12 protein-coding genes are annotated in these 13,130 nt (G+C 55.1%); 8 read left to right on the forward strand and 4 right to left on the reverse strand.

Annotation, left to right across the window (positions count from 1 at the left end):
* Positions 1–306: 306 nt before the first annotated feature.
* Together BFP95_RS08095 and BFP95_RS08100 are read right to left on the reverse strand one after the other, a co-directional pair.
* A complete protein-coding gene (locus tag BFP95_RS08095; RefSeq protein ID WP_065909794.1) occupies positions 307–915 on the reverse strand; it encodes an RBBP9/YdeN family alpha/beta hydrolase in 609 nt (202 codons plus the stop codon).
* A 935-nt stretch (positions 916–1,850) separates the two neighbouring features.
* On the reverse strand, positions 1,851–2,489 hold the full coding sequence (locus tag BFP95_RS08100; protein WP_065909796.1) for a TetR/AcrR family transcriptional regulator: 639 nt from the start codon (positions 2,487–2,489) through the stop codon (positions 1,851–1,853).
* 116 nt (positions 2,490–2,605) lie between these two features.
* On the opposite strand from BFP95_RS08100, the gene BFP95_RS08105 reads away from it, so the two are divergent.
* The 7 genes from BFP95_RS08105 (at position 2,606) to BFP95_RS08135 (ending at position 10,064) form a co-directional block, all read left to right on the forward strand.
* Complete coding sequence (locus tag BFP95_RS08105) at positions 2,606–4,156, forward strand: MFS transporter (protein WP_065909798.1); 1,551 nt, start codon at positions 2,606–2,608, stop codon at positions 4,154–4,156.
* 80 nt (positions 4,157–4,236) lie between these two features.
* Complete coding sequence (locus BFP95_RS08110) at positions 4,237–4,839, forward strand: hypothetical protein (protein WP_065909801.1); 603 nt, start codon at positions 4,237–4,239, stop codon at positions 4,837–4,839.
* Between the two features lie 29 nt (positions 4,840–4,868).
* On the forward strand, positions 4,869–5,177 hold the full coding sequence (locus tag BFP95_RS08115) for a hypothetical protein (protein ID WP_065909804.1): 309 nt from the start codon (positions 4,869–4,871) through the stop codon (positions 5,175–5,177).
* 445 nt (positions 5,178–5,622) lie between these two features.
* Complete coding sequence (locus BFP95_RS08120) at positions 5,623–6,474, forward strand: hypothetical protein (RefSeq protein WP_065909806.1); 852 nt, start codon at positions 5,623–5,625, stop codon at positions 6,472–6,474.
* Between the two features lie 903 nt (positions 6,475–7,377).
* A complete protein-coding gene (locus tag BFP95_RS08125) occupies positions 7,378–7,638 on the forward strand; it encodes a DUF6124 family protein (RefSeq protein ID WP_065909811.1) in 261 nt (86 codons plus the stop codon).
* A gap of 347 nt (positions 7,639–7,985) precedes the next feature.
* On the forward strand, positions 7,986–8,495 hold the full coding sequence (locus BFP95_RS08130; RefSeq protein ID WP_065875327.1) for a hypothetical protein: 510 nt from the start codon (positions 7,986–7,988) through the stop codon (positions 8,493–8,495).
* A gap of 135 nt (positions 8,496–8,630) precedes the next feature.
* Positions 8,631–10,064, forward strand: a complete 1,434-nt coding sequence (locus tag BFP95_RS08135) for an ArnT family glycosyltransferase (RefSeq protein ID WP_065909812.1) — start codon at positions 8,631–8,633, stop codon at positions 10,062–10,064.
* 14 nt (positions 10,065–10,078) lie between these two features.
* Here the strand turns inward: BFP95_RS08135 and BFP95_RS08140 are convergent, their stop codons facing one another.
* Positions 10,079–10,567, reverse strand: coding sequence for a TIGR00645 family protein (locus BFP95_RS08140; RefSeq protein WP_049711466.1), 489 nt, complete (start codon positions 10,565–10,567; stop codon positions 10,079–10,081).
* A gap of 165 nt (positions 10,568–10,732) precedes the next feature.
* On the opposite strand from BFP95_RS08140, the gene BFP95_RS08145 reads away from it, so the two are divergent.
* The gene (locus BFP95_RS08145; RefSeq protein WP_083224215.1) at positions 10,733–12,556 is read left to right on the forward strand and encodes a hypothetical protein; all 1,824 of its coding nucleotides are present in this window, start codon (positions 10,733–10,735) and stop codon (positions 12,554–12,556) included.
* A 3-nt stretch (positions 12,557–12,559) separates the two neighbouring features.
* Here BFP95_RS08145 and BFP95_RS08150 read toward each other — a convergent pair whose 3' ends face one another.
* Entirely contained in the window at positions 12,560–12,868 is a 309-nt protein-coding gene (locus tag BFP95_RS08150) for a PA4575 family protein (RefSeq protein ID WP_049711465.1), read from the reverse strand.
* Positions 12,869–13,130 lie beyond the last annotated feature (262 nt).

Here is a 13,130-nt window from a genome sequence, read left to right on the forward strand (position 1 = left end):
CACGCCCTTCAGTTAACATCGATACCAGGATAAAGATCCGCAAGTGGGTGGTAATCGGGATCTTCAAAACGACTATTGTTGTAATGCATTTTGGCAGTAGGCCCCTCGCCTTCGTACGTCACCTCAGAATTGGGAGTCAGATGCCATCCGGTCCCATCTTTGTCGCGTTCGATCAGCGACGGATACAACGTACATGTCCCGCCCGAACCGGATGTCAGCATGAGTTGGTAATAGCGTCCGGCTTGGAGCGTGAACTTTGCCGAGACATAGCAGTAACGAGTGCGTGTCCCGTGGATACGCCAGCGGCTAAATCTGTGTCTCGTGCCCAAGAAGCCTCGCAATAACCGTATATATTTCTGGAAACTGTACAAATCCCTCGCGGTCGAGAAAATGTCCCCCACCACTAACGACTTGTTGCTCGGCTTTGAGGTTGCGGGACAGTTCGATAGATGCTGCAGGCTCAACAATTGAATCGTTGTCGGAAAACAGCGAGATGATTTTCTGTGTACGACGGCAAACTTCCGCGTGGTCCAGCGGTGCATCTGTGAAGGCGTGTAGCTCTGGCAACGTAGACACCGTTCTATCGAAGCCGGAGACCAGCAAGACTCCGCCAGTTAAGGTGTGTGCGGGTAAGGACAACAAGTGCCGTAGAGCAGCGATGCATCCAAGACTATGCCCTATGAGGATCGTGTTTGTGTCAGCTGCTGGCAGTGATTGCTGCAACGCCAATGCCCATTTTATTGGATCAGGATTGAACGAATCAGGCATAGCTGGAATGCTAACTTGCGCGCCTTGCTCCCGTAGCACCTCCGCCAACCAAGGAAACCAGTTCACATTGGGCGAGGCAGTATAACCATGCACAATTACAACGTGTATACCGTCATAGCGGTTCGATGTTCTGTTGACTGCATGCATATTGGGTATCAGAGATCAGCGGATTGATCGGTCGCTGATACTACACTTTCTACTTTCGGCCGGCGAGGATGTCACAGCTGAGAAATTGAGCTAGCTGGATAATTCCCTGCAACGCGTGTCGTGGTATGCGTCCAATCGCGGCCATCGGCAATGCGGTTGTAATCTAGGGCTGATGGCAATTCGTGGCCGTCAATGACCACGACTCGTGCTGGTCACTCCGTTGAAAATGGCTGGTGAAATGCGATGCAAACGAGTGGTCAAGTGAGGGCCAATTTCGCATGAGTGACACAAGACCTGATTTCGGCAAACTTGCCCTCCGTCCAGCCACAGGGTGCGCAAAATTCCCGTGGTATTGCCTAAAGGCGTTGGTTTTTGTGCTGTTAGCGCCGGAAAGTATGCATAGTGGGAGCACTGCCGCAAGAAGCGATGTAGTCGTGTTTTTTGCGGCACAGGCGGCAATGGCAATGGATCACTGATTTGGATGTGGCGGGGATGGCTCCTAGGTGACGTCTGCGCATAAGCAGCTTCCTTGGTACACCGTTGTCGTACGCTTTTCCGATCATGCGAAAATGTCAGCGTAACCGTCCAATTAAGTCAGTCGACTACCCGTCAAGATACTAACTAACCAAACCGTCGAGGGCGTGGGTGGCTCACAATTACACTGCGATTTATCGGGCTGGCGAGTTGGAGGGCTGATGGGGTTTTCGCGAGCAAGCTCGCGCCTACAGGCGTGAGATGTCGGGGGGACGTATGCATAGCCCCAGGTCAGCGCCTTTCCAGCCAGGCAAGCCTGAGCATTTCATTTGCCTCGGTCGGTTACGAGGCCCATGGTAGCTCCCTTAAGCCACCGATATCCTGAGGCAACGCCAAGTAGAACGATAAGGCACCGAAATATACTGGCGAGCGTCTGCTTCTGGCCGAAGCACCGCCTCCGATCAGGCTTGTTTGACGCCGTTGGGTAACATCAGCAGGCAAGCATCAGCAACGGCATGGGCAAACGGGGCGAAGTCCTCGGTATTAGCGGCGATGATGTGATCAGTCGCGCCATGGACGCCCGCATAAATGAGCAATGCCACAACGCTCGGATGTTCTGGCGCCCAATTGCCGGCCAGCTTCCCCCCTTCAATAATCGCAAGCAATTGCTCGAGAATAGCGTTCTTCGAGCCGTTGGCACGATCATGATGGTGGTGGTTCACGTAGACGATATCGTGGATACGATATGTCTTGACGTAGGTTTCGATGTTGGCGTGAATCCAGGCGCGAAGACGCTCTTCCCAGTCATCGGCAGCGCAGCGCGCCATTGCATTGTCCAGGCTGAGCATGAAGCGCTCGGTGTAGCGCACGGCCAGGGCGTCAAGCATTTCGTTCTTGGAAGAAAAGTAGTGATAAAACGTGCCCTTGGCCACTTGAGCTGACTCAACGATCTCGTTGATCGTGGTGGCCTCGACCCCCTGAGCTAGAAAAAGCTCCTCGGCTGCCGCCATCAGTTCATCAAGACGTACTTCGGCGGGTTTGGTCCGGGGCTTGGGAGCACGTTCGGTCACCGGAGCTTTTACGGGGGCTTTGGTTTTCATCGTCTCGTTTCGAACAGGTCGTCAAATGAAATCAGTGTAAAGGAGGGAACCAATCGAGGTGGTAAAAAGTTGGAAAGCTCCATTGACCGACGGTCGGTCGGTTAATATCATGAGGCATGAACATTGATCGCTCTGCCTCAGATAACCCGGTCACCCGCCCCTTTCCACGCATAGCGGCGCTATGTGCAGCCTACTTGGGCACGTTTCTCGCCACGCTGGATATCAGCATCGTGAACGTGGCACTGCCGACACTGCAAGACGCGTTGCAAACGGATATTTCCGGTCTTCAATGGGTCGTCAATGCATACACGATCTGTTTGTCAGCCTTCATGTTGTCTTCGGGGCCCATCGCCGATCGTTATGGGCATAAGCGGGCTTGGCTGGCAGGTGTGGGGCTGTTTACTGTCGGCTCAGCAGTTTGCGTTATGGCATCCAACCTGGATTTACTGCTGTTCGGGAGGGCGGTGCAGGGAGTCGCCGGTGCGCTTCTGATCCCGGGTGCCCTGCCAATTCTCAGCCATGCATTTCCAGACGCTGAAGAGCGTGCTCACGTCATTGGTGGCTGGTCGGCGTTCAGCGCATTGGCGCTTATCCTGGGGCCATTGCTGGGTGGCTTGTTGCTCCATGGCATAGGTTGGCAGAGTATTTTTGTTATCAACCTGCCTCTTGGGATGATTGCCATAGGCCTGGGCATCTGGGGGATCAGGGAGCGCAAGCAGCAAGCGCGCACAGCGCTGGACCCGGCAGGGCAAGTGCTCAGCGTCGTGTGTCTTGCCAGCCTGACTTATGGGCTCATCAGTATCGGCCAGCCGGGCTTGAACCCTTTGATACCCATAGCGGCGCTGGCAGTTGCCCCGGTGGTGTTTTTTTTGTTTATGTTTGTAGAGCGGTGTGTAGATCGACCGTTATTGCCACTTTCGCTGTTTCGCAGGCGTTCGTTTGCCGTGGTCAACCTGGCCTCTTTTACCCTGGGTTTTTCGTACTACAGCTGCCTGTTCTTCTTCTCGATCTATTTACAGACGATTCAAGGCTTGTCGGTGGTTGAAACGGGTTGGCGAATGATGCCGCAGTTTCTGGTCACTGGCTGCGTGTCGATTTTGTACGGGCGCTTGAGCGCAGTGATGACATTGCGAAGACTTCTGGTGGCCGGTTATGGCGTGACGGCGCTGGCGATGTCTACCATGGTGACCTTCACAGCACATACCCCTTATTGGATTGTGGGCACCCTGTTCGGGCTTCTGGGGCTCGGAGCCGGTCTCGCAGTACCTGCCACCAGCATGGCGGTTATGACCGCCGCACCGATTGATCGTATGGGTGTGGCCTCTACCACGATGAACGCGTTGCGTCAGATGGGCATGACAATTGGCGTCGCCTTTTTGGGCACGCTCATGAGCAGCGAGGCGTCACGAGTGCTAACTGCCGCGTTGCGTGATCAAGGGGTAGCCAAAGCGCCTGAGATTGCGCGGTATGTGATTGCTCATGGTGTGGCATCAAGTGACTCGCTGATTGTTTCTGCACTTTTTGTTCCCGCGATGGAGCACGGGTTTCATGTGGCAATGATGGTTTCCGGGCTCGCCTGTGCACTGGTGGCCCTGATGCTGTTAATCACCTCTTTTGACGCCGACACCTTGCCATCGCCCCCACCGAAACACACAGATGGCGGCTGACTTTGCTTCAGAGTGGAGCCAGCCTTGAAATTCACCTGCAGTTCTGTGGTCTGTACAACAATCCCGTAAAGGACTGTTTTATGTCTATTCGCCGTACCCTCTGTTTCCTGACGCTGCCATTGTTCGCAGGTTGCCAGTATTTGCCCCACACCAACTACTTCACCGCGCCCGAAAACGAGCCCAACCCTGCCTGGGTACGTATCGTCGACTACACGCAGCACGCCGAAATTTACCAATACGAAAACGGCAAACGTTCGGGCGGCGCCGTTCGCACCGGCCCCCTGCCGTTCACCCATACACAAGACGTGGGCATGCCCAAGACAGGGCAAGACCTCACATGGGACTATTACGAAACGCGGATCCGACCCGGTATCGAAACGCAGGTGGATCTTTTCTGGGAGGGGTCACGCACTCGCTCCTGCCACATCTCGACGAAGTTTACTCCCCAAGCCGGACTCTATTACCAATTCAGGTTGACATCCGGCTCATCAGGCAGCTGTAGGGTGTACGCATCGCTGATTGAGCGCGACACAGAAGGAAACGGTTGGCATCTCACGCCGAATCCGCAGGTGACCTACAACGGTGATGGACCGACGGCCCAAACCTATTACCAGAACAGTAGGTTCGAGGACCCCGATTATCATCCACCTGAAGCTCTGTATCCGGGGATGGACATTTACTAGACAGGTGCACGACTACAAGGAATCGTTAATTGGCTAGCGCAAAATACTTCCGAAGGCTCGACGAGCGAGCCTCAGAAGATGTGTTCGCATGGGCGGCATTTGTCGCGCAAACAGAATTCCTGTGGAAAGACACAGCGTCAGTCCAGGACGCCGTCGCCTGGCAGCGTATTTGGTTCGAGCTTGAAATACTCAACGGACTTGCGTTGGCGCATTGGGAGGATGAGGGAAAGCCTATTAACTGGTCGAGCCGCTGGAATACCGACTATCGACAAGAAGCGGCGGCCCTGGCGAATGACTTGCTGGAGCTTTTGTGCGATGCAGAATCATCTGGAGGCTGAACCATCACGCTGGTCTCACGCAAAGTGCCCAGAAGTCGGATTGCGGCGAACAACGACCCGACGGTCAACTCAATAGGCATCTAAACCGCTCTTCAGGGAGTTCCTCTGCAAAATTGCGTCGGCTTTCAGCAGCACACCCTCAAATATGCCAGCTTATCCATACCCGTCCGCGCGCTTATGCAATAGAGCATTTTATAAACTGCTCACACCGTATTGTTCCTCACTGCGTTGATGCTCTTTTGGCTGATACTGCGCGTCGAAGTTGTAGGGTGATCACGGGATGACTGCTTCTGGCCGAAAGAGGTCTGTTATGAAAACCTGTTACTGGCCCGACCTTTCGTAGACGGGCAACCACGGGATCTGTACGCTTCTGAAAATCCCCCCAACCTGAGTAAAAACTTCTGGAAAGGAAATCCCTGCGTTGTTTTGCGATAGGAGTCGCGCCATGTTTTCAAAAAACAGACTGATCGGTTTGGCCGTGATGGTTTTTATAATATCGGTATGGGCGATGGCGTGGCCTGTATCGAAAGCGCTTCCTGGTGGGGCTTTCAGCGAACCGGTAGGCTCTGTATACAATGGACTGAACGTTCTTTTTACAGCACTGGCTTTTGGTGGAGTGATCATCACTTTGCTGTTCCAGGCCGAAGAAGCCAAACATGCAAGGCGTGAAGAAATCGAACGTTCTATATTCGATTTATTTCAAACGTTCACCTCTCAAGAGTTTCAAGACGTCAAGAACGGAGCATTTCGTGCCCTGCTGGCTGGCGTACAGAACGAGGAGTACGCGCATTTTCTAGCCAGTCGACTATACGCCGTGGATCAATTGCCTTTTCCGGCAACAGTTATTCCAATCCTGCGTGTACTCGATGAGTCGAAGGCGAACCTTGACGATGCTCAGATCGAGCAAGCGGATCGGGCTGATCGATTGAGGCTAGACAACGTGCTCAACTTCTTTGCACTGCTGGCACAGCGCAAGTCTTCGTCAATGGTCATCAAACACTGCGACTTTGCATACGATTGGTGGAGGCCAACTTTATGGCTAGTGGCACTACTGCAGCAGGAGCATTTTAAAAAGTCCGAAGCGATTCAGGTATATTGCAGAACTCGCAAGATCGCCGAGACTCTGATCGTACTGGACGAGATCTATGGGCACCCCCCTCTGACTTCGCCACTGGAGATACGTCATTATATTGATACGCATCCAAAGATTCTAATGTTTCGTAGAAAACCAGAGCAGCAAGGGTTGAGCAGTCATCAGCTACCAGTCAATGACTTAGAGCCCTATCCAATCCCATGACTCGTGCGGTGTCCTTTGCCGGCGGTAAGCCGAACAGGCGCATGTAATCCGGAGCTGAGCTGAGCTCTCGTAACCAATCTAGAACGCAGCCGCGGAAGCTGCGCGACGGGTTTTGAGCGTTGAACGTTACCCAGGTTTTGCAACGCCCGCTCAAGTCTTCGGGAGTGGCTTTTCCGCGAGCATCGCGGGCACTCAAATCTTTAATCGCGGAAATGTGAGTCGCTGCCCACATCGAAAGGTTGCCACGGGTCGATTTCTGTCGTTCGCGCCAGGCAGAAATTGGCCAGTTTCTGCCTGTCAGCACCTTCAGCCTCTTTCCAAATTTAACCTATGCTGCACGTAGATCCTACCTCCTCATAGATGAGAGGCAAGGGTGTCAAATCAATTACAGGCGACGAGCTAAGGCATGACTGTCTCGTGAGGTATTCCAATTGGTATTCCAATCAAAATAAAAAAATAAATTAATCTTAATAATCAATGACATAGAATATAGATTCAGATTACCCCGGCCCACCACTTCGAAGCATCGACAAAACCCGCCTAGTGCGGGTTTTGTTGTTTTTGGGTCTCTGAAATCACCGCCAAACCGCGCTTCGGATTTTTCCTTCAAGATGTCGCGCCCTTGGTGAACTGGTTCCACTCCACCTACCCGGCTAACCTCTCCACGTCGCTGCAAAATCAGCGACCGGGTTTAGCAGCTCGGTTAATATCAAGGCCTGCAAAGCCACCATCCGTTCAAGCGATGCTTTCAGCATCCGCTGGTTCGCATTATGGCGGCTGTGCGTGGGGCACTTTCGGGTGCGCTGGGTTCCTTGATTCCTGGTCTGCTAACCCGCGTACGGTCGCCACCCTTTTCGTTTAGCAGCGATGTCTGGCGACTCCACTAATCAAGGAGATTCAGCCATGAAAAAAATCACGCCCAATCCTCCAGCGACTCTCTTCACGGTCAATGAGAACATCGATCCCGAAACACTGCTGATCCAAGCCAGCGAAACCCTTGCATCGCTGGACGCAATCATCACAGACCTGGCCTTCGAACTCGACGGATTAACCCGTCAAAAACTCTTGGGTAGCCAGCAACTGGTGGTGCTGGGCGGATTACTCATCGAGCGTGTGCTCGTCACGCTGGCTTCCACCGCTGACGCGCAACCGTTCCCGACGTAACCTCAGTAGCAAATCAAAAAAGCCGAGTCGCGTGCAGGCTGACGCCGCTGAAAACGGTCCAACAACTCACCCTGGCAATCACCACTTCACACTGAGCTCAGGCTTTCACGCCCCTTTCACACTTGAGCGTCTATGGTAATCCCAGCTCCTTGTGAATATCCCTTTCAAGCCCGCTTCTCCCCATCGCGGGCTTTTCTTTGTCTGCGATTTGCCATCGTCTCATTTCCCCGGCTCACGCTCTCAGCGCACCACCCAAGGGGCACATCCATTACAATTCAATGCTGCACTACTGCCCTGTCTCCGAGAGACACCAGCGGCAGGCTCCGACTACAAGGACGAACGTCGCATTGAACAAAAACTCCTATGCCTACCTGATACCAACCACCATTGGCCTGCTACTCCTCATCGCGCTGATTCTGGTCTGGACATTCATTATCTGGCCGTCTGCACATTTCAACCCGATAGCTGAAAAGATCGCCCTGATCTCATCGCCAGCGCTGGCAATCATCTTGATGGTGTGGGGGTGGCATACCGGGAACTCCAGGTTCCTGCGCAAAAAACCGCTGGATCGATTAAAAGTCTTTTTCGGCTTGCTCATCGCCAGTGGCTTGGTGATGGATGCGCTGCTATCGGTGGTTATTCTGCTTACGAGCACGGTATTCAGCAGCTATGTGACTTCGTACGAATATGCAGCGGGAGGCAGGCATAATTGCGCAGGCATCCGGGTATTCGATACGGAAGTGAACAAACAGATTAAAATTTGCCGTACCAGCTACTACGGTGAACAGGGTTGGGTAAGGGTGGAAAAACGTAGTGGACCGTTGGGAATTGTTGTAATAGACACCACGCGCCTGTGACTTCCTATACCGCCCAATAGGCGCCCCTCACTATTCTCCCATCTGTTCACGAAACGTTCAGAAACACAGACGGATACTAGCCAACTGCAATGACCGTTCCCCCGGACGGTCCTCCTGCCTTGGTAGCCACAACCCATGACGCGTCCCGCTCCCCTATTACTCCTGCTTGCTGGTCTGTTGTTCTTCTTCGCCCTGGGTAACCATGAGCTGCAAGGCTCCACCGAAGCGCGCGTCGCCGGCATCGCCATGGCCATGCACCTGGACAATAACTGGGTGGTGCCCCAGTTGTTTCGTGAGCCCTTCCTGGAAAAACCGCCCCTGAGCCTGTGGATCGATGCCGGGGCCATTCGCCTGTTTGGCGGCACCACCTGGGCCGTGCGCCTGGCCTCGGCGTTTGCCGGGTTGTTCAGCGTGATGCTGCTCTATGGGATGCTGCGCCGGTTCGGACGGCCGCAGACGCTGGCGTTCAGCGCCGCGTTGATTCTGGCGACCATGGCCAGTTACTGGAGCAATGTGCGCGGCGTGGGCGAGGATTCGTTGCTCAGCCTGGGCGTGACCACCGCGCTGCTGGCGTTTTACCAAGCCGTGCGGCCCGATCGCCAAGGTTCAAGCGCTGGCGCATGGGCGCTCTTTACGGGCGGGATGGTGATCGCCACGCTGAGCAAAGGCGTGCTGGGCCTGGCGATGCCGGGCATTGTGATTTTTGTGTACCTGGCCAGCACCAGCCTGATGGACAAGCGCCTACGCATCGGCGACTGGCTCAAGCCGGCGCTATTTACCTTGTTGGCGCTTGTGCCACTGCTGATCTGGCTGGGCTTTCTGTTCCAGCGCGGCGGTATGCAGGCGGTGGGCGAAGTGCTGTGGACCAACAGCGTCGGGCGTTTCAGCGGCTCGTTTGTCGAGGCAGGGCACTATGAGCCGATGTATTACTACATCGCAAAACTGCCTCAAGCGTTCTTGCCTTGGAACATCCTGGTGTACCTGGGCCTGTGGCATTTCCGTAAAAGCCTGGTGCGCAACCGCTACCGGCTGTTTTTCAGTGTCTGGCTGGTGGGGCAGTTCACCCTGCTGACGCTGGCGTCCAGCAAGCGCACGGTGTACCTGATGGCACTGACGCCGGCCGCCGCCGTGTTGGCGGCGGAATATGCGCGGGTGCTGCTGGGCTGGCTGAAAGACCACAAGCCCGCGCTGTATAAACACCATAGAACACTGGTTGGCAGCGTTTTCACCCTGGCCGTGGCCTGCTACCTGGCAGCCGCCTTCTGGTTCGCGCCCAAGGCCGACGTGCGCCAATCGTTCGTGCCGGTGATCAGCCAGATCCAGGCGCTCAAAGACGAAGGCAAAGAAGTCGTGCTGTTTCAGCCCAATGAACGCATCGCCGGGGCCAGCGTGTTCTATCTGCGGGGCTACCTGCCCATCCTGCAAACCGAGGCCGAGTTGCACAATTACCTCGCCGCCAAGCCCGGCAACGTTGCATTGCTGGACCATACCAACGGTTTGAGCACGCCTGTGAGGGTCGCCAAGGAGATGTCGATCAATCGCCAGCCTTACTATTTCGTGGAACAGTAAGGCCAGCGCACACATCAGTGCTTGGTGAGTTTGTCCAGGTAGCCCATGGCGAACGCCGACACGACAAAGGTCATGTGGATGATCACGTACCACATCAAATGCTCCGGATCGACGTTCTTGGCGTCCATGAAGATGCGCAGCAGGTGGATGGACGAGATCGCCACGATGGAGGCCGCGACTTTCATCTTCAGCGACGAAGAGTCCATGGTGCCGAGCCAGTTGAGCTTTTCTTTGTTTTCATCGATATCCAGCTGCGAGACGAAGTTCTCGTAGCCGGAAATCATCACCATCACCAGCAAGCCACCGACCAGCGCCATGTCGATCAACGACAACAGCAGCAGGATCACCTCAGATTCCAGCATGGTAAAAACCGTGGGAATGACGTGGATGATTTCCTGGAAGAACTTCAGCGCCAGGATCAGCAAGCCCAGGGACAACCCCAGGTAGATGGGCGCCAACAGCCAGCGTGAGGCGTACATAGTATTTTCGATAAAGCGTTCCATGGGATCTCACACAGCGTGGCTAAAAATGGTGGCGAGTATACCAGCGGTTACAAAACACCTGTAACCACGAGAAAACTGACCTGGGCGGCATCTGTAAGAGAATTTTTCTGCTAGTGTCGAGCCCAATAAAAATCGGCTCGATGATGTCGGACAGGAAAAACTCAGATGATGGATGTGCGATCCCCTTTGGCCAATCTCGGCCTGTGCGCGGCATTGCTGCTGGCCGGCGGCTGCTCCCCCAGCGACGAGCAGAAGCAGGCCACCCTCGAAGAGAAAACCGCACAATTCGAACACTCCCTCGACAGCATCCAAGACCCCAAGCTGCGCGACGCCGTTGCCGAACTTGGCGGTTCACTGCTGTTACTGGAACGGGCACGGGTCAAGCTTGCCACCAAGCCCATCGAAGCCGAATACGGCGAAGACAGCCTGGCCCTGCTCAGGCACTACCCCACACCCCAGGCGCTGGTGGACACCTACATCAATGGCCTCTTCGTGCTGCGTAAAACCTCACACTCCGACTATTTGACGGACTTGCAGCCGGTCTTCCCGTTTAATTTCAGTGTCCCGGACCCATTCCCCTTTCCCCATGGCCTGGAATGGAAGTCCGTGACCTTGAGCAACAACAAGGTCATCCCCTTTCAGCCGGAATGGTCGGAAACCGATCCGGGCATCCAACTGAGCCCCAGCAGTTCCAACCTGACCAACCCCGACGACTTGACGGTGACCTACCCGTTTATCGACGGCATCGAAACCGAAAACAAGAGCCAGCCGCAACCCGTCAACCTAAAGGGCACCATTGAAGTGGTTGCGCCGGGCAAGGTGTTGACGTTTGATTTGTCGAAAAAGGACGTCGGCCACAAGCGTACCGAAGGCAATATCACCCTCAACCTGCTGCTCCTGGAGAAAAACTACGCCGAGATCGAGCTGATCAACAGCCAACCACTGGCACCGGAAGTGGGTGACGAGTCGCCCAACCCACTGCTGGTACAGGCACGGGACAGCACTGGGCAATTCCTCACACGCTCGGGCTCGATCAACGAAAGCAGCGCGCAGGTGGCGTTCTACGAGAAGCAACTGGCCGAAATGCGAAAGCAGAAAGTCTGGTCGGAGGCATTCGAAAAACAGCTTACCGATGAACAAAAAGCCTTCGAACACAAGCAGAGCAGCCATTACGCCAAGGTGTATTTCAATGGCGTGATCGACAACCTGCAGGTCAACGTACTGGATTTCTCCACCGCTACGCTTACCCGCAAAGACCTCGACCTGCCCGTGCTGCGCTTTGATAAGAACAGCCTGCAGCAAACCGTACAGGCCTTGCCAATGCCGGTCACCGTGTACGACGACGGCGCCGCCAGTTGGCTCAAAGACGCGAGCATGACCGAAGAGCAGCTGAAAAACAGCGTCACCATCAGCCAGTCGGTCGAGGACGCCAGTGCCGCACACATCGTGTTTGACCACCCGTTCACCTTCAATGACGACCTGGTGGGCAGTGAGCGCAACAGCAGCGAATCGCCGGTGACCTTCTTTACCGCCGACGAAAAGGGCGAACGCGGGGAGCCGATCGAATTGCCGACTGAGGCCTTCGAACTGAACCCGGCGCGCGGCACCCTCACCTATGACCTCAACCTGTTTCCGGAAAACCCGGCGTTTGTGGTGGGCTCGATTCCACTGTTCCTGGCGACCATCGAAAAAGCCGACATTGAGGTAGGCAAGCTCCCCAAAGGGCTGTCGCTCAAGGACAACGCGCTGGTCGTGGACCAGAAGGAATTCCCTGCCGACAGCTGGCGCTTCTACGCCAAGGACGCCAGCGGCAACTACCTCAAGGAAATCCTGGGAGTGAGCCACCGCGCCGAGGAATACGGCACGGCGCTGTTTGACGTGCATTATTTCTACGGCCAGCCTACGTCCCTGGAAAGCTACCAACGCACCGACCTCAGCACCGTGCAGTACGGCTTTGAAGTCAAGCTGGACAAGCCCGAGAGCAAATAGCACTCAGTGCTGGGTATCACCATTGAGCTGTCGCAGATGGGCCTGCATGTGCAGGCTCCAGATCTGCGGATCGCCCGCCTGCTCATAGCCATGCAGGGTCAGGCTATCAACGATGGATTCCAGAATGTTCTCCGCCACGAAGGGGCCGTGAAACGGGCCCTGGGACTTGATAGTGGAGGGTTGTTCGCCGGTCATTCCGGCGGCAAACAACAACGTCCACATGCCGTTATCGCCCGCGAGAGGGCGAATGGAACATTCGATACGGGTGACCAGGCCAAAGCACTGGCGGGTGAGGCAAAGGTTGCGCGGCATGGCGGCGACCCTCGTTAGATCGGTGTTCAACCTGCGCCTGGGGCGAGGCTGTCTCTATCCAGCGACTCCTGTGGATATCCCTTGAACACAGAATAGAAGAAAACCGCGACAAACCAAGGCTGTAGGGACCAACGGCGCTGGCCCCTCAACCTAAGTCAAATTTATGGCGGTTTCGTAATTTCTCCGAATACACCACCGTCAATGTGGGAGCTGGCTTGCCTGCGATGACTGACGTCCAGGCAACATCTCCGTTAACGGGTAG

The sequence above is a fragment of the Pseudomonas sp. 58 R 12 genome, from assembly GCF_900005865.1.
Lineage (GTDB): Bacteria > Pseudomonadota > Gammaproteobacteria > Pseudomonadales > Pseudomonadaceae > Aquipseudomonas > Aquipseudomonas tritici.

Bases quoted from the DNA above. Each gene is read 5' to 3' on its own strand.
- BFP95_RS08095 (WP_065909794.1), bottom strand. From the start codon at position 915: ATGCATGCAGTCAACAGAACATCGAACCGCTATGACGGTATACACGTT.
- BFP95_RS08100 (WP_065909796.1), bottom strand. From the start codon at position 2,489: ATGAAAACCAAAGCCCCCGTAAAAGCTCCGGTGACCGAACGTGCTCCC.
- BFP95_RS08105 (WP_065909798.1), top strand. From the start codon at position 2,606: ATGAACATTGATCGCTCTGCCTCAGATAACCCGGTCACCCGCCCCTTT.
- BFP95_RS08110 (WP_065909801.1), top strand. From the start codon at position 4,237: ATGTCTATTCGCCGTACCCTCTGTTTCCTGACGCTGCCATTGTTCGCA.
- BFP95_RS08120 (WP_065909806.1), top strand. From the start codon at position 5,623: ATGTTTTCAAAAAACAGACTGATCGGTTTGGCCGTGATGGTTTTTATA.
- BFP95_RS08125 (WP_065909811.1), top strand. From the start codon at position 7,378: ATGAAAAAAATCACGCCCAATCCTCCAGCGACTCTCTTCACGGTCAAT.
- BFP95_RS08135 (WP_065909812.1), top strand. From the start codon at position 8,631: ATGACGCGTCCCGCTCCCCTATTACTCCTGCTTGCTGGTCTGTTGTTC.
- BFP95_RS08140 (WP_049711466.1), bottom strand. From the start codon at position 10,567: ATGGAACGCTTTATCGAAAATACTATGTACGCCTCACGCTGGCTGTTG.
- BFP95_RS08145 (WP_083224215.1), top strand. From the start codon at position 10,733: ATGATGGATGTGCGATCCCCTTTGGCCAATCTCGGCCTGTGCGCGGCA.
- BFP95_RS08150 (WP_049711465.1), bottom strand. From the start codon at position 12,868: ATGCCGCGCAACCTTTGCCTCACCCGCCAGTGCTTTGGCCTGGTCACC.